The 17,054-nt window shown below is 63.7% G+C and carries 21 protein-coding genes and 2 tRNA genes; 14 read left to right on the top strand and 9 right to left on the bottom strand.

Annotation, left to right across the window (positions count from 1 at the left end; genetic code table 11):
• Nucleotides 1-187: 187 nt before the first annotated feature.
• The 3 genes from ABIA90_RS19995 to ABIA90_RS19985 all read left to right on the top strand — a co-directional run bounded on the left by ABIA90_RS19995 (nt 188) and on the right by ABIA90_RS19985 (nt 2,111).
• Nucleotides 188-622 (top strand): hypothetical protein, encoded by a 435-nt coding sequence (locus tag ABIA90_RS19995; protein ID WP_187388016.1) that lies wholly within the window; start codon nt 188-190, stop codon nt 620-622.
• A 287-nt stretch (nt 623-909) separates the two neighbouring features.
• Nucleotides 910-1,617 carry an outer membrane protein gene (locus tag ABIA90_RS19990; RefSeq protein ID WP_166092332.1) on the top strand — a complete coding sequence of 236 codons (708 nt, stop codon included), beginning with the start codon at nt 910-912 and terminating at the stop codon, nt 1,615-1,617.
• 251 nt (nt 1,618-1,868) lie between these two features.
• Complete coding sequence (locus ABIA90_RS19985) at nt 1,869-2,111, top strand: DUF6719 family protein (protein ID WP_038935984.1); 243 nt, start codon at nt 1,869-1,871, stop codon at nt 2,109-2,111.
• Nucleotides 2,112-2,144: 33 nt separating this feature from the next.
• On the opposite strand, the gene ABIA90_RS19980 is transcribed toward ABIA90_RS19985, so the two are convergent.
• Nucleotides 2,145-2,399: a hypothetical protein gene (locus ABIA90_RS19980; protein ID WP_014494365.1), complete on the bottom strand. Its 255-nt coding sequence runs from the start codon at nt 2,397-2,399 to the stop codon at nt 2,145-2,147.
• 296 nt (nt 2,400-2,695) lie between these two features.
• On the bottom strand, nt 2,696-3,070 hold the full coding sequence (locus ABIA90_RS19975; RefSeq protein ID WP_354117668.1) for a hypothetical protein: 375 nt from the start codon (nt 3,068-3,070) through the stop codon (nt 2,696-2,698).
• A gap of 102 nt (nt 3,071-3,172) precedes the next feature.
• On the opposite strand from ABIA90_RS19975, the gene ABIA90_RS19970 reads away from it, so the two are divergent.
• The gene (locus ABIA90_RS19970) at nt 3,173-3,337 is read left to right on the top strand and encodes a hypothetical protein (RefSeq protein ID WP_166092350.1); all 165 of its coding nucleotides are present in this window, start codon (nt 3,173-3,175) and stop codon (nt 3,335-3,337) included.
• 3 nt (nt 3,338-3,340) lie between these two features.
• Here the strand turns inward: ABIA90_RS19970 and ABIA90_RS19965 are convergent, their stop codons facing one another.
• Nucleotides 3,341-3,559 carry a hypothetical protein gene (locus ABIA90_RS19965; RefSeq protein WP_071912707.1) on the bottom strand — a complete coding sequence of 73 codons (219 nt, stop codon included), beginning with the start codon at nt 3,557-3,559 and terminating at the stop codon, nt 3,341-3,343.
• 218 nt (nt 3,560-3,777) lie between these two features.
• Between ABIA90_RS19965 and ABIA90_RS19960 the strand changes: the two genes are divergently transcribed.
• Nucleotides 3,778-5,475 carry a methyl-accepting chemotaxis protein gene (locus ABIA90_RS19960; protein ID WP_354117669.1) on the top strand — a complete coding sequence of 566 codons (1,698 nt, stop codon included), beginning with the start codon at nt 3,778-3,780 and terminating at the stop codon, nt 5,473-5,475.
• Between the two features lie 226 nt (nt 5,476-5,701).
• Here ABIA90_RS19960 and ABIA90_RS19955 read toward each other — a convergent pair whose 3' ends face one another.
• On the bottom strand, nt 5,702-6,463 hold the full coding sequence (locus ABIA90_RS19955; RefSeq protein ID WP_354117670.1) for a dienelactone hydrolase family protein: 762 nt from the start codon (nt 6,461-6,463) through the stop codon (nt 5,702-5,704).
• Between the two features lie 87 nt (nt 6,464-6,550).
• Between ABIA90_RS19955 and ABIA90_RS19950 the strand changes: the two genes are divergently transcribed.
• The 5 genes from ABIA90_RS19950 to ABIA90_RS19930 all read left to right on the top strand — a co-directional run bounded on the left by ABIA90_RS19950 (nt 6,551) and on the right by ABIA90_RS19930 (nt 11,264).
• On the top strand, nt 6,551-7,264 hold the full coding sequence (locus ABIA90_RS19950; protein WP_354117671.1) for a class I SAM-dependent methyltransferase: 714 nt from the start codon (nt 6,551-6,553) through the stop codon (nt 7,262-7,264).
• A 104-nt stretch (nt 7,265-7,368) separates the two neighbouring features.
• Entirely contained in the window at nt 7,369-9,201 is a 1,833-nt protein-coding gene (locus ABIA90_RS19945; RefSeq protein ID WP_354117672.1) for an outer membrane protein assembly factor BamB family protein, read from the top strand.
• A gap of 20 nt (nt 9,202-9,221) precedes the next feature.
• Complete coding sequence (locus ABIA90_RS19940) at nt 9,222-9,635, top strand: GFA family protein (protein WP_354117673.1); 414 nt, start codon at nt 9,222-9,224, stop codon at nt 9,633-9,635.
• 523 nt (nt 9,636-10,158) lie between these two features.
• On the top strand, nt 10,159-10,524 hold the full coding sequence (locus ABIA90_RS19935) for a hypothetical protein (RefSeq protein ID WP_354117674.1): 366 nt from the start codon (nt 10,159-10,161) through the stop codon (nt 10,522-10,524).
• 110 nt (nt 10,525-10,634) lie between these two features.
• A complete protein-coding gene (locus ABIA90_RS19930) occupies nt 10,635-11,264 on the top strand; it encodes a TerC family protein (RefSeq protein WP_354117675.1) in 630 nt (209 codons plus the stop codon).
• Between the two features lie 246 nt (nt 11,265-11,510).
• On the opposite strand, the gene ABIA90_RS19925 is transcribed toward ABIA90_RS19930, so the two are convergent.
• A tRNA-Thr gene (locus tag ABIA90_RS19925) sits at nt 11,511-11,585 on the bottom strand.
• Between the two features lie 372 nt (nt 11,586-11,957).
• On the opposite strand from ABIA90_RS19925, the gene ABIA90_RS19920 reads away from it, so the two are divergent.
• Nucleotides 11,958-12,359 carry a hypothetical protein gene (locus ABIA90_RS19920; RefSeq protein ID WP_354117676.1) on the top strand — a complete coding sequence of 134 codons (402 nt, stop codon included), beginning with the start codon at nt 11,958-11,960 and terminating at the stop codon, nt 12,357-12,359.
• A gap of 109 nt (nt 12,360-12,468) precedes the next feature.
• On the opposite strand, the gene ABIA90_RS19915 is transcribed toward ABIA90_RS19920, so the two are convergent.
• Both ABIA90_RS19915 and ABIA90_RS19910 read right to left on the bottom strand, forming a co-directional pair.
• Entirely contained in the window at nt 12,469-12,609 is a 141-nt protein-coding gene (locus tag ABIA90_RS19915; RefSeq protein ID WP_166092466.1) for a hypothetical protein, read from the bottom strand.
• Nucleotides 12,610-12,734: 125 nt separating this feature from the next.
• Nucleotides 12,735-13,208, bottom strand: a complete 474-nt coding sequence (locus tag ABIA90_RS19910; protein WP_354117678.1) for a hypothetical protein — start codon at nt 13,206-13,208, stop codon at nt 12,735-12,737.
• 307 nt (nt 13,209-13,515) lie between these two features.
• On the opposite strand from ABIA90_RS19910, the gene ABIA90_RS19905 reads away from it, so the two are divergent.
• Together ABIA90_RS19905 and ABIA90_RS19900 are read left to right on the top strand one after the other, a co-directional pair.
• Nucleotides 13,516-14,001 carry a hypothetical protein gene (locus tag ABIA90_RS19905; protein ID WP_354117679.1) on the top strand — a complete coding sequence of 162 codons (486 nt, stop codon included), beginning with the start codon at nt 13,516-13,518 and terminating at the stop codon, nt 13,999-14,001.
• Nucleotides 14,002-14,057: 56 nt separating this feature from the next.
• Nucleotides 14,058-14,594, top strand: a complete 537-nt coding sequence (locus tag ABIA90_RS19900) for a hypothetical protein (protein WP_071912721.1) — start codon at nt 14,058-14,060, stop codon at nt 14,592-14,594.
• A gap of 124 nt (nt 14,595-14,718) precedes the next feature.
• Here the strand turns inward: ABIA90_RS19900 and rlmB are convergent, their stop codons facing one another.
• Nucleotides 14,719-15,549, bottom strand: a complete 831-nt coding sequence (rlmB, locus tag ABIA90_RS19895) for a 23S rRNA (guanosine(2251)-2'-O)-methyltransferase RlmB (protein WP_085405379.1) — start codon at nt 15,547-15,549, stop codon at nt 14,719-14,721.
• A 206-nt stretch (nt 15,550-15,755) separates the two neighbouring features.
• On the opposite strand from rlmB, the gene ABIA90_RS19890 reads away from it, so the two are divergent.
• Nucleotides 15,756-15,841: transfer RNA gene (locus tag ABIA90_RS19890), tRNA-Tyr, on the top strand.
• Nucleotides 15,842-15,962: 121 nt separating this feature from the next.
• On the opposite strand, the gene ABIA90_RS19885 is transcribed toward ABIA90_RS19890, so the two are convergent.
• Complete coding sequence (locus ABIA90_RS19885; RefSeq protein WP_354117680.1) at nt 15,963-16,994, bottom strand: LLM class flavin-dependent oxidoreductase; 1,032 nt, start codon at nt 16,992-16,994, stop codon at nt 15,963-15,965.
• Nucleotides 16,995-17,054 lie beyond the last annotated feature (60 nt).

The raw sequence follows: 17,054 nt of genomic DNA, 5'->3' as shown, positions 1-17,054 counted from the left end.
CTGGCATTGCCCGCCGCCGCGTGCGGAATTCAGGCCCGGCCCGTCGTCTCGGCGTCAGCGCGAAAGCGCAGGCGCCGGCGGCGGGGCGGTGCGTTATTTGCGCAGCCTACGAGCAGGAGCGAATTCCCTTCGTGCAACCTTGGGGCTAGAACATCCTCCGAGTCTGATCGAGCGGAGAGCGTGGCCTGTGGGGCGGTTGGCGAAGCGTGCGGTGATCTTGGCGTTGGTTCTGGTCTTGCCGCTGGCGCTCGCGGCATGTTTCGGCAGCGACGGTGATCGTCCATCCCTGATGGAGGGGACCCAGGCGGGAGGGCCGCAGCCGTTTCCCGACAATTTTCGCAGTGACACGCTGGCCTTGATGCGCGCTTACCTCAACAATCCCGTCGGCGTGCGCGAGGCCACCATGGCCGATCCGGTGCTCCGCGAGATCGGCGGACGGCAGTTCTACGTCGCCTGCCTGCACTTCACGCCACGCGAGACCGACGGCAGCTACAAGGGCATGCGCGAACGGGCCGCCGTCTTCGTCAACGGGCGCGGCGACCGCATCGTCGATCGCGCCGGCGAGCTCTGCGCCGGTGCGGTTTACGCACCCTTTCCGGAACTGGAAAAGATGGCGCGGTAGCGCAAAGCCGGCCTTCATCGGCAGGTGCTAGGACAGGGGCCGCCGGAGCCGCTGGATCACAATTTGGCGAGCTTTGAACGGGGCTGGTTTGTCTTGCGACAGATCGTTACAGCCCGCCTTGCGCAGACGACGAAAACAGTCGGTGCAAGCAGGTGTGACGGAACAAAATCGCGTTGTTGCCACCCCGTCACAGTTACTGACGATCAACGTTCCGGCATCGCCGCGAAGCAACCTAATTCACGCCACGTTGTTTCCTGAGTGTCGAATTTGAAAGAACGGGGATGATCATGAAGACGATTTTGCTGGGCGCCGTTGCTCTGCTGGCGCTGGTTGCACCGGCCGCCGCGGCCGACATGCAGCCGCGCACCTATACCAAGGCGCCCGCCTATACGCCGCCGCAGGTGATCTACAACTGGACCGGTTTCTACATCGGCGGCCATGTCGGCGGCGCGTTCGCCGGTGACAGCAGCTTCCAGTCGAGCGACGCCCGTTTCCTGGGCGGCGTGCAGGGCGGCTTCGACTACCAGTTCGCGCCCAATTGGGTGGTGGGTATCGAAGCCCAATATTCCTGGCTGCCGACCAACAACAACGGTGTCACGTTCCCGCTGGGGACGCAGGTGACGTCCAACACCGACCAGCTCGGGTCGGTGACCGGCCGCATCGGCTACACCTGGGGACCGGCGCTGGTCTATGCCAAGGGCGGTTACGCCTGGCGTAATGGCGGCCTCGGCGTCAATGTCGCCGGCGTGGCGCAGCCCTTCACCGCCACTGGCAACAACAAGGACGGCTATACTGTCGGTGCCGGCCTCGAATACATGTTCGCACCGAGTTGGTCGGCCAAGGCCGAGTACCAGTACTACAACTTTGGCAGCACGACCTTCACCTCCGGTCCGGCCGACGTCGTCGGCGTCCGGGGCCGGGAGGACGAGCATACCGTCAAGGTCGGTGTGAACTACCGCTTCGGCTGGGGCGGGCCGGCAGCCTCGCGCTACTGACGCTCAACAGCGACCACGACCTGACAAGGGCCGGCTCACGCCGGCCTTTCGTTTGCCAGGCCCTTGTTTGCCTGCCTGTTGTTTGCTTTGCGTGAACCATCTGGCGCGTCATTTGCAAGCAAACGGTCTGGCGCGCGCGTTCTCACGCGCGTCATGGGACTGGCGTAAAGCAAAAATAATTTTTGCCGCCTACGGAACTCGCGCTCCGGAAGGCGTTATATGAGAATTACCGGGCTGGTGGGACGACGGACATGCGTATCTTTGTGTCGGCAGTAGTGCTCTCGTGCTTCATCTCCCTGCCGTGCGCTGCACAGACAATCCTCAAATCAGAGCCTCTGATGCTGGCGCCCTATGAGGTGGCCTTCGTCAAGGACGCTTCCTGCCCATCCGGCAAGGTGCTGAAGGTAACAGGGGCGATCCGCGGGCTGCACCGCCGCAAGGCCTGCGTGGTGCTGGCGGGCGAGCAGGCCTCGCTGGCGACCGCGACCCCCTGAGAGATCTCTTCCTGAGATGCCCTGGGTCGAACCTCAGGAATTCAGCGCAAGCTCCATCCTCGACTGCTGTTCGGCCTCGGCCTTGTTCCTGGCGGGGTCCTCGCCTTGGGCGGCCCGGCAGGGCTTGATCTCGTAATCATTGTCCAGGACCCGACGCGGCCCGTGGCGCTGGTCGTCGGTGCTGACATCCACGACGAGGCCGCTTTGCTGCGCGAGCTGCCACACGTCGGCCTCGCTGGGATAGGCCTTACTGATTTGGGCGTCGTTGCAGAACAGGGCGTAGGGCATTCTTCCCGCTCCCGGAAAGCGCGTTAACGGCTTCACCGGGCAAGGGGTTCCGGGGCGATCACGGGGGCGTGATCGGAGCCGCGGACCCTGAGTCTTTAACGAGTCCTGAATCCCAAAAAAAAGAATCCCTGGGACTCATTTGCCGGAATCAGCGGATGTTTTCGGCCATGACGACCGACCTCAAGACCTGCTGCGGGCACATGCTGCTGCCACTGACGCTGGGATTGCTCAGCGCCTGTGCGGCCAATCTCTGGTTGGTTTGGTCCTGGCTGTAGGTGTCTGATCGACCGTCGGCCTTAGTTTTCGGCTGGCGGACGGAGGGAGGGGTCGCGAATGGCCGCGCGGAGCCTGGTCAGGGTCGCCGCGCAATACTCCTCCCGCTCGCGCTCGAATCGCTCCTGATGCTTGCGGAAATTGGCGATGCGGGCCTGCATCTCGGAGCGGAAATCGCCGCTTGTCCGTGCTGGCGGGATCATGACGGGCGGGGCGAGCGGGACTGGCGGCGGCTTGATCTCGACCGCCACGGTCTCGACGGTGACGGTCCCCACCGGCACGTCCGGTGCAGCCGTCGGTCTCTCCGGCGGATGGAAGTCACCCTTCTTGCCGGTTACCGATTGGACGAAGGCCATTGTTTGCGCGATCAGTGCGTCGCGCTCGCTGATCCACTTCATGGTCCACCTCTGTTGGAGCTATTCCAGCAAAGCTGGCCGGCCGAATCAAGGAGGTGTCCGGCTGGGGATTGCATATTTTTCCCGCTCGCCCGACAGTGGGGAATGGACGTCAATTTAGACGAGTCGGACGAAGCGCAGGGCCTGAGGCTCGTCCGTGCGTTCTTGTCGCTGCCGCCCGACAAGCGGGCGGAGGTGATCGCGTTCGTGGAGGAATTGGCGCGGGCCCAAGGCCGGCCCGAGGCAGGCACAGAGGCATCGCCGACGTGAGCGCTATCGCTCGCGCGGGTTAATGTTGGGCTCGAACGGCGCCCCCACCACCCGGACTGGTGTCGGAGCCGTAACGTCGATCGCCGCGCGTTCGGCGACCTGCGTTGCCGGAGCCGGCGCTGGTGCCAGCTCGAACAGCGCAACGGTGCCGGCCACCGCGACACAGCACAGCGTCACCGTCGCCAGCAGAAACATGTTTCGGTTTTCTTCCTTGATCCGCATGGGCCGACAACGACTGACGTCAGCGACCGGTTCCGGCCGGTCATGTCCGGATCACGCCCCCAAAACAGGCAGAAGCTTACACGAGGCTTACGCCGACCCCCCGAATAGTTATTTTTCCGTAAGACTACTCGGGGGATTTGGCATCAAATCTTAACGTCCGCCGGTTCCAATGCCCGTTGCTGGGATTATGCGTCGGCAGAAGCATTGGGGCGGCTGTTATGAGCTTTTTGAACAATCTGAAAATCGTGTGGAAGGTCGCACTGATCGTGGCGGTGATGGGATGCGCGATGCTTGCCGTTGCCGGCTTCGCCGCGCGTGAACTTTCGGCGACCGTCGACGGATTTGCCGAACTCTCCGCCGCGCAATCCTCGGCGCTCAACCTGACGCGGGCCCAGCGCCGCGCCGAGACCTATCATGCCGCGCTCTATGCGGTCTTCACCGAGGCGACGGAGGCGGGCAACGCTGGCCGTCTCAAGATCGCGAACCAGAACCGCACCGAAATCAGTCAGTACCTCGATGCGGCCGTGCAGGACGACCCGTCGCGCGCCAGCCAGGTCAAGAGCATCGGGGACCAGCTGAAGGCCGCGTTCGCCAGCTGCGATCCGGTACTTCAGGCCGGTGCGCAGGCAAGCAGCGTGGAGGAGAATGCCAAGGCCGCCGAACGTGCGCACAAGGAGTGCGATCCGGTGCTGGACGCGGCCCTCGCACGCATCGTCCAGTTCGTGACCGAGTCCGCACAGGCGGTCAGCACCCGCAAGGAAGCCATCAACCGCGACGCCAGATCCGCGACCTGGACCGTGATCGGAGTCAGCGCCGGCGGCCTGATCGTCGGCATCGCGATCGCGCTGTTCATCGGCCTCAATGCGATGTCCCGGCCGATCGCCCGGCTCAAGCTCGCCATGGAGGGTCTCGCCCGCAACGATCTCAAGACCGAGGTGCCCGAGAAGGACCGGAGCGACGAGATCGGCGACATGGCCAGGACCGTCGAAGTCTTCAAGACCAACGCGCTCGAGGTCGAACGTCTCAAGGCTGCGCAGCTCGAGATCGAGAAGCAGGCTGCCGAGCAGCGCCGCCGTGACATGGTCAACCTGGCCGACGGCTTCGAACGCGCGGTCGGCGAGATCATCGAGACGGTGGGCTCGGCGTCCACCGAGCTCGAAGCGTCGTCCTCGACGCTGGCCACCACCGCGCACCGCGCGCAGGAGCTGACCTCGGTGGTCGCGGTCGCTTCGGGTGAAGCCACGGGCAACGTGCAGTCGGTTGCGACCGCCACGGAGGAGCTGTCGTCCTCGGTCAACGAGATCAGCCGGCAGGTGCAGGAATCCGCGCGGATGGCGGGCGAGGCCGTCACCCAGGCGCGCACCACGACCGAGCGGGTCAGCGAGCTCTCGATCGCGGCCACGCGGATCGGCGATGTCGTCGAGCTGATCAACACCATTGCCGGCCAGACCAACCTGCTGGCGCTGAACGCCACGATCGAGGCGGCACGCGCCGGCGAGGCCGGCCGCGGCTTCGCGGTCGTCGCCTCCGAGGTGAAGACGCTGGCCGAGCAGACCGCGAAGGCGACCGGCGAGATCAGCCAGCAGATTTCCGGCATCCAGACCGCGACCCAGGAATCCGTCAACGCGATCCGCGACATCTCCGCGACGATCGAGCGGCTATCGGAGGTGTCGTCCACCATTGCCGCGGCCGTCGAGGAGCAGGGCGCCGCGACCCAGGAGATCTCGCGCAACGTGCAGCAGGCCGCTCACGGCACCCAGCAGGTCTCCACCAACATCACCGACGTGCAGCGCGGCGCCGCCGAGACCGGCTCGGCGTCCTCGCAGGTGCTTTCGACCGCCAAGATGCTGGCGACCGACAGCAACCGGCTGAAGGACGAAGTCGGAAAATTCTTGCGGACCGTGCGCGCGGCGTAAGTGTGTGCGGCGGCACTCGTCCGCCGCGCTCACCGCGCCTAATGCGGAAGCAAGAGGCCGAGCGCGAACACCAACAGCATGGCCGTCATGACGACGGCCGTCACGGCGCCGGCAACGATTTTGGCCTTCTCTTTGCTGGTGGTCGAGCGCATGCGGGCTGCATGCTACCTCATGTTGAACTTCGGTCCAATCTGCGGTCAGGAGCCATCTTCGTGACCCGCCTCGGTCAGGCGGCGAGTCTTCGCTGGAAGAACCGTGTGACGCGATCGATCGCATCGGATGTCATCGGGTCGGTGTCGGAGAAATCAAAGCCGTGGGCTTTGCCTGGATAGGGCACGAATTCGGCCTCGGCGCCGACCGACTTGCCGAGCTCGACCAGTTGCCGTCCCTTCGCGACCGGCACGTTCCTGTCCGCCTCGCCATGCAATGCGATCAGGGGCGGCAGGTGCTTGACCTTGGCGGCCATAGCGTCGGGCATGCCGCCATAGAGCACCGCGAGCGCGGCGATACGCGTGTCCCGCGCGGCGGTGTCGGCGGCGACGTAGCCGCCCAGCGAGAAGCCGAGCAGGCCGATGCGCCCGGAACTGTCGGACCGGCCCAGGATGGCCGTCACGGTGGCGGAGACCGTGTTGGCCCAATCGTCGAACCGCGTCGTGTCATAGGCATCGCGGCTCTCATGCGTGCTGGACTTCGGCGTCAGCGCGGCCGTATCGGCCGGTGTCATATAGCGGAGAAAATAGACGTCGATGCCCTTGGCGGACAGCGCATCGGCATATCGTTCGTAGGCGCGGAGCCTAAGCTCGATGCCGCGGGACCCGTGCAGCATGATCACGGCAGGGCGCTTCCCGGCCACCGTCGCCGCGTAACGTGATACGGGCAGGCTGTCATTGCCGGAGGTGACGCTGAACTGTTCGCCTGGTGCACCGTGTGCAGGGATAGACGTCAGCAGCGCGGCGATGCCGGTCATGGCCGTTCGTCGGGTAATCATCAGCGAACTCGCGCCAGGGAGATTTCGGAGGCGACGCGTCGGCTGTATAGTGTGCTTGCGACGGAATCTTGACGCGAGTCCCGCCCGATGATCACCAATCGTCCACCCGTGCTCGCCCATGAGCGCTTCGTTGCGGACCGCGATAACTTTGACGGCCTCGATCTCGCCGCGCGGTTCGAGCGGATCGAGCGGATCAACCTGTGGGGCGCGGCCACATCCGTCTCGGGCCTCGGCTCGGAGGACCCGGCGACCGCCGCGATCCGGGAGGAGCTTCCTCCCCTGCTGCAACGGCTCGGCGCGCGCTCGCTGCTCGATGCTCCCTGCGGCGATGCCGGCTGGATCGGCCGCATCAAGCTCGACCTCGACTACACCGGCATCGACATCGTGCCGTCGCTGATCGAGACCAATCGCCGGCGCGTGGCCGGCGGCGAGTTGTCCGGCCGGTTTCTCGTTGCCGACATCACGCGCGATGCGCTGCCGCGCGCGGATGTCATCCTGTGCCGGGACTGCCTGGTTCATTTGAGCTTCGACAACATCGCCCGCGCCGTGGCCCGCTTTGCCGAAAGCGGCGCGGGCTTCCTGCTGGTCACGACATTTCCAGAATGGGATGCAAATCGCGATTGCGCGGATGGCGATTGGCGCGCGCTGAACATGGAGAAGGCACCATTCTACTGGCCGTCGCCGCGCGCGCTGATCAACGAGCGTTGCGAGGAGGGCAGCGGCGGCTGGCGCGACAAGAGCCTTGCCCTATGGCGTCTGGATGAACTGCCCGATCGTATCCGCATGGCCACGGCGACGTGACGGACGCAGGCGGAACTCCATTGCGTCCGCGATCGCAATGGCGATACACTTCAGGTTGTGTGACGCGATCTTTGGGTCGCGTGTCGACGATGCCGGAGAACGCCATGAGGCCGAGTTTTGCCGTAGCGGCTCTGTTGATCTGGTGCTCCACGCCGGCACTGGCGCAGCAGGACGGCGCCGCGCTCTACACAGCGCATTGCGCGCAATGTCACGATGCCGGCGATGCCCAGAGCCGCGCGCCCGCGCGCGGCGCCATGCAGGCGATGTCGTTCGATCACGTGCTGGGGACGCTGACCTCCGGCAGCATGGCCGCGATGGCGAAGGAGCGCAGCGACGACGAGCGTCGCGCGATTGCCGCTTTCGTCACCGGCAAGGCCGCGATCAACAGCGCGTCCGACGGGCAGGGCCGCTGCACGCAGCAGCTCAGCGGCTTTCCGCAACCGCTCGACGGTCCACGCTGGAACGGGTGGGGCGTCGATCTTAACAACAGCCGCTTCCAGCCGGCCGACATGGCGGGGCTGACCGCGGCGCAGGTGCCGCGCCTGCGGCTGAAATGGGCCTACGCGTTTCCCGGCGCCTCGGTATCCTTTGCGCCGCCGACGATCATGGGCGGCCTGCTGTTCATCGGCGGCACTGACCGCAAGGTGCACGCGCTCGACGCGCGAACCGGCTGCACGCTGTGGACGTTCGCGATCGATGCGGCGGTGCGCGCCGCGATCACGGTCGCGCCGCTTCCCGGCTCCGATCAGTTCGCGATCTTCTTCGGCGATTTGCGTGCCAACGCCTATGCTGTGAACGCGCTGACGGGGGCGCTGATCTGGAAGACGAAGGTCGAGGAGCATCCGGCCGCGCGCATCACCGGCGCGCCGGTGCTGCATTCCGGCGTGCTCTACGTGCCGGTGTCCTCGCTCGAGGAAGCCGCCGGCTCGCAACCCTCTTACGAATGCTGCACCTTCCGCGGCAGCGTGGTGGCGCTGGAGGCCGCGACCGGCAAGCCGGTCTGGCAAGCCTATACGATCCCGGAAGTGCCGCATCCGACCGACAAGAACGCGAAGGGCGTGCAGCTGTTCGGCCCGTCCGGTGCCGCGATCTGGTCGGCGCCGACGATCGATGTGAAGCGCGGCGCGATCTATGTCGCGACCAGCAATTCCTATTCGAATCCGCCGTCCGCGACGAGTGACGCGATTCTCGCCTTCGACCTTGCGACAGGAAAGCTGCTCTGGAGCCGGCAGGCCACGCCGAAGGACGCTTATGTCGTGGCATGCTACGGCGTGGACAAGACCAATTGTCCCGAGGATCACGGACCCGACCACGATTTCGGCCAGTCGCCGATCCTGGTGACCCTGCGCGACGGCAGGCGCGTTCTTGCCATTGCACAGAAATCCGGCGTCGTGCACGCGCTCGATCCCGACGACGGCGGCAAGATCCTGTGGCAGACGCGGATCGGGAAGGGCGGTGCGCTCGGCGGCAGCGAATGGGGCTCGGCGGCCGATCAGGATCGCATCTATGTCGCGAACTCCGACGTGCGTTTCCTGCGTGACGGCACCAGGCGTCTCGACTCCACGCAAGGCGGCGGCCTGTTCGGGCTCGACCTCGCCAGCGGGACAGTCGTGATGGAGGTGCCTCCGGTCGCCTGTGGCGATCGACTCCAATGCAGCCCCGCGCTTTCGGCGGCGGTGAGCCTGATCCCCGGCGTCGTGTTCTCCGGCGGCGTCAGCGGCTTCCTGCGGGCCTATGCCAGCGACGGCAAGCTGCTCTGGGAGTTCGACACCGCGCAGGATTACAAGGCCGTCAACGGGGTCCCGGCCCATGGCGGCGCGATCGACGGTCCCGGACCGGTCATCGCCGGCGGCATGCTCTACACCAATTCCGGCTACGGCCAATGGAGCGGCGTCGCCGGCAACGTGCTGCTGGCGTTCGAGGTAGGCACGGAGTGAGCGCGAGGCAGGGAGGCGCGATGATCGATGCCCGATGCAGTTGTGGCGCCGTTGCATTGTCGCTCGCGGGGCCATCCCGCGCGGTCGTTGCTTGTCACTGCATGGACTGCCAGCGCCGAACCGGTGCGCCCTTCGGCGTCGGTGCCTTCTACGCGGCTGAGGCCGTCACGATCTCGGGGACCTCAAGCGAATACGTTCGCAAGGCCGCGAGCGGCGGTAACGTCCGCAGCTATTTTTGCACCCATTGCGGTTCGACGGTCTACTGGAAGGCGGACAACCTGCCAGGGATGATCGGCGTCGCCGTCGGCGCGATGGCGGACCCGAATTTCCCGGCTCCGCCAAGATCGGTTTTCGAGCAGTCGAAACATGGCTGGGTCGAAATCAACGGTGCAGAGCACTTCCAGCAAAGCAGTGCGACGAAGAATGCAAGCTGAGGTTTCCGCCTCAAGCGCTGGTGCCGGCTGAGGGGATTGAACCCCCGACCTTCGAGGCGATCTACGAAGCTTGACCACAGCGCTGGGCAGGTGGTGCGCGTTCCCGTTCGCTGCGGGAACGCTAGGTTCTTAGTTCCGGTTCCGCAATGAAGCTCAGCTTAGATTGCCACATAAGTCACCTTGCCGCGCGGTGAAAAACCGCGCGACGATGAGTAGCATTGCTTTTTTGATCGCCCGGTTCGTTCTTCTTGGAGAGCAAATCTTGTCGATCGTGGGTGCGCTCTCGCGAGAGGCCAGCACATGATTGAGCTTTGGAACAAGTGGTACGGGACCTTGGCCTCTGTCGAGGCGCTGGCAGCCGTCGTCGTTATTGCCGTGGTGACCGCTGGCATTCTTACGCTAATTGAGAGTCAGCGTCATAGGACAAAACATTGATGGGGAGACGTCGGAAAACGATCAGCTAGACCAGAGTAGTTCAGCAGGTGAGTGGCGCTAAAAAAGTGCTGCTACGCAGGAGGATCAAATGATCCTTTCTCGTGCAAGTTGGACAAACAGGAATGCTTCTTGGCGGCAAGCATTTTGCACATGCGCGGTGTTGAGCATACTGGTCGCAGCTCCTGCATTCTTGATGATACTCCTGCTGGATTCCCAGCTCGTCTTACCAGCGCTCAGTATTCTATTTTTCTCAGACGCGATGATCACTGCGGTCTTGGCTTGGGCAAAGTCGGGAAATGCGACATTAGAAAATGTAACGCTATGGGATGTTGCCGGGGCATTGACCATGTTGGGTTGTGCCGCAGCGATTCTTGGCGAACCAGATCAAGTGGCACTTCTTTTCGAGCAACCGGTCAGACTACATTCGGACGCGGCTCTAGGCGATAGCCCCTGATAATCGGCGGCGTTAGGACCCCCGTTTCTTGGCGGCAGGTATAACCGATCCGATAGACGTATGCGATCTCGCTTGCAGCTGCCCATTCCCCTGCGGCGGGGACATGACCCGTGCCTGATCATTTCGATACAGATGTCCTTAGCGTATTCTTGCAGATCGTTCTGATCGACCTGGTGCTCGCTGGCGATAACGCCATCGTCATCGGTCTTGCTTCAGCCGGACTTCCTGAGGCGCAACGAGGCAAGGCGATTTTGATCGGTATTGTTGCCGCGACGATACTGCGCGTCTTACTCGCCGGGTTGGCGACGCAAATCCTCCAGATCGTCGGCCTCTTGCTCGCCGGCGGGATCCTGTTGTTGTGGGTATGCTGGAAAATGTGGCGAGAGTTGCGCACATCCTCCACAGAGCCAACAGGTGCGATGGACACCGCTGGAGCAATTGCAGGCAGCAAAGCTCGCAAAACACTTGCTCAAGCGAGTTGGCAGATTGTCGTGGCCGACGTTTCCATGTCTCTCGACAACGTTCTGGCCGTGGCAGGGGCAGCACGCGAGCATCCGATGATCTTGATTTTCGGCCTGGGGCTTTCCATCGCGATGATGGGCGTGGCCGCTTCTTTCATTGCACGCCTTCTGCAAACTCATCGATGGATTGCTTACGTCGGTCTAGCCGTCATCCTTTATGTGGCGGGTGACATGGTCTTTCGCGGGACGTTGGATGTCATCAACGTTGCGTCGATATGAGATGCTGTTTCACCCGAGGTATCCTAAGTCGTCAGGCAGAATTCGAACGCGGTACGCATAGGCCGCAGATGGGGCGTGAAGCCCGCAGAGGAAAGGGCCGCCTTTGTGGGGCGGCCCTGTCCAAAGTCTATCGACGCCGGTCAAAAAAAATTAGGTTAGAGCAAAGCCAGCCCCGGGAATGAAAACAACTAAGGATACAAACGCCGCGCCCGGTTGAGGGACATCGAAATAAAACAAGCTAAGCGCTGGTGCCGGCTGAGGGGATTGAACCCCCGACCTTCGGTTTACAAAACCGCTGCTCTACCGCTGAGCTAAGCCGGCAAAACCAAACAATTATAAGCAGTTAACGAGAAGAAACTTGTCCGGTCGGCACGCTGGGGTGCACGGTCGGGCAGCGTTTGCGTCGATATAGCCGCAGTCGGGGTGTAGGTCTAGTCTGACTGGCTTGCGCTCTTGTCCGCACCGCCGCCTGGCAGAAAATGTGTAGAGCCGGAAATCGCTTTGTGAAGCCAGACGCCCCGTTTCAAGGACGTACGGGCGAAGGATGTCAGACCAAAAGAGCGGATGATCGTCGACGCAACCGTCAACCGATTCCTGGAAGACTAAAGCTGACAAAACGAATGGTGCTCCAAAGCTGTCAAAGCCTTGCGCGGTCTCGGAACCAAATACGTTCCTTTGGAGTGAGGACGAGACATGAAACGCTTTCTCGCCATCGCCGCTGCGCTCGCAGCCGCCGACGCTCACGCGGCGCCTCTAGACGATGCAATCAACTGCGCCAATTACGCGACTATTGATGCCGTCTGTCGTGAGCAAAAAGACCCAAGCGACCCTTTGCTCGGCAAACTCAAGACTGCAGCAGGCGTGTTGCACGGTCGCAGCATTCGCATAGGTGCGCAGGCGGGCGTTTCCAAAGATGCGGTTGGAGCCTTGGCTACGGTCGCCAACGACAAGATGACAAACGAGATGTCGCGCAAGTGCGACAACATCAAAGTGTTGCGTGATCAATTCGAGGGCACTTGCCGCCCGGTGATGGATCAAGCGTATAAAGATACGCTCATGATGATAGACGAGATCATGAAGGGAAAGGGTCGCTAAGATGATAGCGAACGCGCCCCGCGAAAGCATTAGCGACCGTTTTCCTCCATCGTCTGCGCCTGCGTATTGCAGGGCAAAGCGAGAATGGTGACGGAGGTGAGGGCAAACTTCATGGCTTCATACCCTCTTCGATCATGCGCAGCGTCTTGGGAGCGCCAGCGCACCACTTGGCCATCGCAGCCTTGTCGCCGTTCCACGACCCGATGATAGCGGCGCTGCCGATGGCGGCGGTGCCGGGTAGTCGTTTCATGTGTCACCTCATATCCGCGAAGTGAACTTTTTCGGCATTCCATGCTTCCAGGGGTGGGTTTCGCCGACATGAAACAGGCGGCCCGTAGGGCCGCCTGAAACCATTCAACCCGATGGAAGAGGGCCTTACTGGCAGATGTGCTGGAGGCCGTCCGCTCCCTTGTACCAGGTCCCGGGCCGGCAAACGATGCCGTTGCGGGCCGCATAGGTATCCCAATTGCCGTACCAGCCCATTTCGCTGCGGCCGCCGGCATACCCACCGGAAGTGTCATAGGCGTAGGAATTGTCCCAGCCGCGGAACGGCGCGGATGCAACGGCTGCCGCGGTGCCGACGGCGGCGCCAGTAACGGCGCCCGCGGTGTCGACCGGCCAAAAGCCCGATCGAGTTCCGTCATCCGGATTCACTTGGCCGCGGGCCATGTGCCGGCGCCGAGAGGCGCGATCGGTGGTGGGATTGCCGGGGGTGAGATTCTGGCAATTGGGATCCTGGAAGAGCCCCGTGCAGCGGCCCGAATTGTCGACTGTGGTTTGCGCGAAGGCCGGTGTTGCCAGCGTGGACGCGACGATCGCGGCCAAGCCAAGACGCTTCAGGCTCGTCATGGCATTTGCTCCATGTTGTTGAGACCTGTGCTAAGCGCGCCATTCGGCAGTCGTTCCGCGGATTCTCGCATGTGGGGTCACATCGACGTGAGCCCGCGGAGGATGTGCGGTTTGTGTCACGCAACCTCGTGCGATCCAGCATGTGCGGCGGGTTTGTGTCCCGTTAACGCTTCGCTAGCGCAGCTTGCGGCATTTGAGCCGCTATCGACCCTTGCACGTTAGGCTTACCGGAAATTGGTGAGCGGGCCTTAACCCTCTCCGCGTGGCGATCGGATAGGTTGAGCGTCGGATAAACCGGGATCCTTCCATGCGCGCTCTCGCGCTCGCCGCCTTTCTGATCGGATTGCCCGCGACGGCGTTTGCCGGCGGCGGCTTCGATATCGTCGTTCCTGGCCGCCCGGGCGTGCCCATCATCATCGACAACATCGACGCGTCCTACAGCGTGGTCGAGGGTGTCTGGGGTCTCGGCAAGAACGTCCAGGTGCAGCCGACCATCTATGGCGGGCGCTACATCGCGGAGCGGCAGCCCGAGGACGTCGGCCATTATTATCCGACCATGGGCTTGCGGCCCGGCTACGGCCGGCTCGAGGTCGAGCCGCCCGCCAACCGCAAATTGCCCAGGCCCGCCGAGAGCTATTACCAGAGCTGGGGTGTGCAATCGGCGCCGCTGCCGCCGCAGATGGACGTGCCCGTCAATCCGCCGCCGGTGATCTTTGCGCCTGAGATCAACGACCGTCCGCGGCGTCCTCGGCCGCGGCCGCATGCACAGGCGCCCGGAAGGCCGCCAACTTAAGAAACGTCAAAAATTCAAGAAAAAATCCAAGATACGAAAATCAACAGGAGAGAGTAATGCGTCAGATGATTTCGGGACTGGTTGCGGCGGCTGCCGTGATGTTCGTCGCCACCGCGCCCGCCGCGGCTTGCGGCTTCAGCACGTGCGCACCGGTTGCGCCGGTCTATAGCGGCTGCAACACGGGTTGCGGTAGCTGGGGCTATGGCCCGGGTTATGGCGGATGGGGCTTTGAGCACCTCGCCGAGCCAGCCACGCAGTATTACTACGTCAACCAGGGCCCGACCTACACCGGACCGGGCGCATTCGCGCCGTACCCGACCTATCGTGAGGACGCAGTCGTCGCGCCCGCCAACTACGGCTACGGCCGTGGTTATGGCTACGGCAACGGCTATGGCTATCGTGCCGCCGCGGTCGAAGCCCCGGCCGCCTATCCCTATCAGCGCCCGTACTACCGTCCGTATCGCTACGGCTATGGCCCGCGCTACGGCTATCTGCCGCGCGTGCATTACGGCTACGGTCCCCGCTACGGCTACGCCCGTCGCGCCGCGCCGTACTATTACGGCGGCCACCGCGTGCTGCGCCGCTATTACTGATCGTTTGATCGGTTGAATTGAGAAACGCCCGCCCGCGCGATGCGGACGGGCGTTTTGTTTTTTGGATTCTTAGTTTGACGCGTTTTCTTGACGCGAACCGGTATCCAATTCGCTCGAAAACGCCCTACCGCTTCATCAGCCCGAGACGGCTCGCGCCGACATAGAGCGAGAGCACGGCGGCGTTGGAGACGTTGAGGCTCTTGATCTCGCCGGGCATGTCGAGCCGCGCCACGACGCTGCATGTCTCGCGGGTCAATTGCCGCAGGCCCTTGCCTTCGGCACCAAGCACCAGCGCGAGCGGCTCGCGCAGCGTGACGTTCGAGAGGTCCTCGCTGCCTTCGCTGTCCAGCCCAACGGTCTGGAAGCCGCGCTCGTTCAGCGCGGTGAGTGCGCGGGCGAGGTTCTGCACGGTCACCATTGGCACGAGCTCGAGAGCACCGGAGGCGGCCTTGGCCAGCACGCCGGTTGCCTCGGGGCTGTGGCGCGCCGTGGTGACGATCGCCTTCACCGCGAACGCCGCTGCGGAGCGCAGGATGGCGCCGACATTGTGCGGATCGGTGATCTGGTCGAGCACCAGCACCATGCCTTCCTGGTCCAGGGTCTCGATGTCGGGCGAGGGCAGGGCGTCGGCCTCGGCCAGCAGGCCCTGGTGCACGGCGTCGGGCGACAGCAGGCGGTCGATCTCCTGGGGCCGGACGATCTCGGGCGCGACGCGGGTCGCGATGTTCTCGTCCGCAAGCCGCTTTGCGGCGTTCTCGGTCAGCGTCAGCTTGCGGATCTGCCGCTGAGGGTTGGCCAGCGCCATGGTCACGGTGTGCCAGCCATAGAGGATGACCGGTCCGTCGGACTGCGAATCGCGGTCGCGCCAAGCCGGCCGGCCGGCTGATTTTCCGGGCCTGTTGAAGGGCTTAGCCCCGCCGCGGGGGCCCCTTGGGGTGAATTTTCGATCCTTCATGGGCTCGCTTGTGTCACGGGTCCCGGAATATGGCAATTTGGGTGGCTTCGGGGGCGATTTTAGCTGTTCGCCTCGGTTGACTTTGCCCCACCGCATCGCCCATAAACGCGCCCGGTCGCGCCCCCATCCGGGCTGTCGCGGCCTTCACGTTCCATGGCCGTATTCGGTCGCCGGCAAGGTCCGGCCCGATTGTGCTGCCGTCGAGCGGGGGAGTGTCCCGAGTGGCAAAGGGAGCTGACTGTAAATCAGCCGCCTCATGGCTTCGCAGGTTCGAGTCCTGCCTCCCCCACCAGCCTTCGCTCGCTTCGCGAGCTACGGCTGGGCAAGCCTGACCAAATCACCGTCACGCGAAGCTAGCGAAGGCTGTCACGCCGTAGCCCGGAGGGCGCAGGCGGACTGGTCCAGAGCGTAAGTCACCCCATCATCTCCCTGACCAGCGGCACCACTTTCCGCCCGTAAAGCTCGATGCTCTTCATCAGCTTCTCGTGCGGCAAAGGCCCCGCCGAGTATTTCAGCTGGAAGCGCGAGATACGAAGCGCCTTTGCGGTCTTGGCGATCTTGCGCGCGACGGTTTCCGGCGAGCCGACATAGAGCGAGCCGTGCTCGGCCTCATTGACGAACTCGTCGCGGCCCATCGGCGGCCAGCCGCGCTCCTTGCCGATCCGGTCGCGCATCGCCTTGTAGTCGGGCCACAGCTCTTCGCGCGCCTGCTCATCCGTCTCGGCGACGTAGCCAGGCGAGTGGACGCCGATCGGCTGCGCCGGGCGGCCGAACTCCTTGAAGGCGCGATGATAGAGATCGACGTAGGGCGCAAAGCGCGCGGGATCGCCGCCGATGATCGCGAGCATCAGGGGCAGGTCGTAATGCGCGGCGCGCACCACCGATTGCGGGCTGCCGCCGACGCCGATCCAGGTCTTGAGCCGGCCGTTCTCGACCGGCGGATAGACCAGTTGATCTTTCAGCGGCGGACGCAGCTTGCCTTCCCAGGTCACCGGCTGCTGCGACAAGAGTGCCGTGAACAGGTCGAGCTTCTCCTCGAACAGCGCCTCGTAAGCGCGCAGGTCGAAGCCGAACAGCGGAAAGGACTCGGTGAAGGAGCCGCGGCCGAGGATGACCTCGGCGCGGCCGTTGGAGAGCGCATCGAGCGTGGCAAAGCGCTGGAACACGCGAATCGGATCGTCCGAGCTCAGCACCGTCACGGCCGAGCCGAGATGGATGCGCTTGGTGCGCGACGCGATCGCGGCCAGCACGGTCTCGGGCGAGGAGATCGCAAAATCAGATCGGTGATGCTCGCCGAGGCCGATGAAGTCGATGCCGAGCTCGTCGGCCAGCACCGCCTCGTCGACGACGTTGCGGATCACCTGCGCATGCGCGAGCGTCTTGCCTGTGCCGTCCCTGGTGACGTCGCCAAAGGTATCCAGTCCGAATTCGAGCGGTGCGGTCATCGATCAGGTCTCTGTGGGGAGGATCGACGACATCTAGTGGATGGCCGCCGGGTCACAAGG

Origin of the sequence: Bradyrhizobium sp. LA6.8 (assembly GCF_040547935.1) — a bacterium.
GTDB lineage: Bacteria > Pseudomonadota > Alphaproteobacteria > Rhizobiales > Xanthobacteraceae > Bradyrhizobium > Bradyrhizobium barranii.
Note: the sequence above shows the minus strand (reverse complement) of the source record. Positions and strands in the feature narration are given on the sequence as shown.

What these genes read in the sequence shown, in the direction of transcription:
- ABIA90_RS19990 (WP_166092332.1), top strand. Translation starts at nt 910, where the DNA reads ATGAAGACGATTTTGCTGGGCGCCGTTGCTCTGCTGGCGCTGGTTGCA.
- ABIA90_RS19985 (WP_038935984.1), top strand. Translation starts at nt 1,869, where the DNA reads ATGCGTATCTTTGTGTCGGCAGTAGTGCTCTCGTGCTTCATCTCCCTG.
- ABIA90_RS19980 (WP_014494365.1), bottom strand. Translation starts at nt 2,399, where the DNA reads ATGCCCTACGCCCTGTTCTGCAACGACGCCCAAATCAGTAAGGCCTAT.
- ABIA90_RS19975 (WP_354117668.1), bottom strand. Translation starts at nt 3,070, where the DNA reads ATGAAGTGGATCAGCGAGCGCGACGCACTGATCGCGCAAACAATGGCC.
- ABIA90_RS19970 (WP_166092350.1), top strand. Translation starts at nt 3,173, where the DNA reads ATGGACGTCAATTTAGACGAGTCGGACGAAGCGCAGGGCCTGAGGCTC.
- ABIA90_RS19965 (WP_071912707.1), bottom strand. Translation starts at nt 3,559, where the DNA reads ATGCGGATCAAGGAAGAAAACCGAAACATGTTTCTGCTGGCGACGGTG.
- ABIA90_RS19960 (WP_354117669.1), top strand. Translation starts at nt 3,778, where the DNA reads ATGAGCTTTTTGAACAATCTGAAAATCGTGTGGAAGGTCGCACTGATC.
- ABIA90_RS19955 (WP_354117670.1), bottom strand. Translation starts at nt 6,463, where the DNA reads ATGATTACCCGACGAACGGCCATGACCGGCATCGCCGCGCTGCTGACG.
- ABIA90_RS19950 (WP_354117671.1), top strand. Translation starts at nt 6,551, where the DNA reads ATGATCACCAATCGTCCACCCGTGCTCGCCCATGAGCGCTTCGTTGCG.
- ABIA90_RS19945 (WP_354117672.1), top strand. Translation starts at nt 7,369, where the DNA reads ATGAGGCCGAGTTTTGCCGTAGCGGCTCTGTTGATCTGGTGCTCCACG.
- ABIA90_RS19940 (WP_354117673.1), top strand. Translation starts at nt 9,222, where the DNA reads ATGATCGATGCCCGATGCAGTTGTGGCGCCGTTGCATTGTCGCTCGCG.
- ABIA90_RS19935 (WP_354117674.1), top strand. Translation starts at nt 10,159, where the DNA reads ATGATCCTTTCTCGTGCAAGTTGGACAAACAGGAATGCTTCTTGGCGG.
- ABIA90_RS19920 (WP_354117676.1), top strand. Translation starts at nt 11,958, where the DNA reads ATGAAACGCTTTCTCGCCATCGCCGCTGCGCTCGCAGCCGCCGACGCT.
- ABIA90_RS19915 (WP_166092466.1), bottom strand. Translation starts at nt 12,609, where the DNA reads ATGAAACGACTACCCGGCACCGCCGCCATCGGCAGCGCCGCTATCATC.
- ABIA90_RS19910 (WP_354117678.1), bottom strand. Translation starts at nt 13,208, where the DNA reads ATGACGAGCCTGAAGCGTCTTGGCTTGGCCGCGATCGTCGCGTCCACG.
- ABIA90_RS19905 (WP_354117679.1), top strand. Translation starts at nt 13,516, where the DNA reads ATGCGCGCTCTCGCGCTCGCCGCCTTTCTGATCGGATTGCCCGCGACG.
- ABIA90_RS19900 (WP_071912721.1), top strand. Translation starts at nt 14,058, where the DNA reads ATGCGTCAGATGATTTCGGGACTGGTTGCGGCGGCTGCCGTGATGTTC.
- rlmB (WP_085405379.1), bottom strand. Translation starts at nt 15,549, where the DNA reads ATGAAGGATCGAAAATTCACCCCAAGGGGCCCCCGCGGCGGGGCTAAG.
- ABIA90_RS19885 (WP_354117680.1), bottom strand. Translation starts at nt 16,994, where the DNA reads ATGACCGCACCGCTCGAATTCGGACTGGATACCTTTGGCGACGTCACC.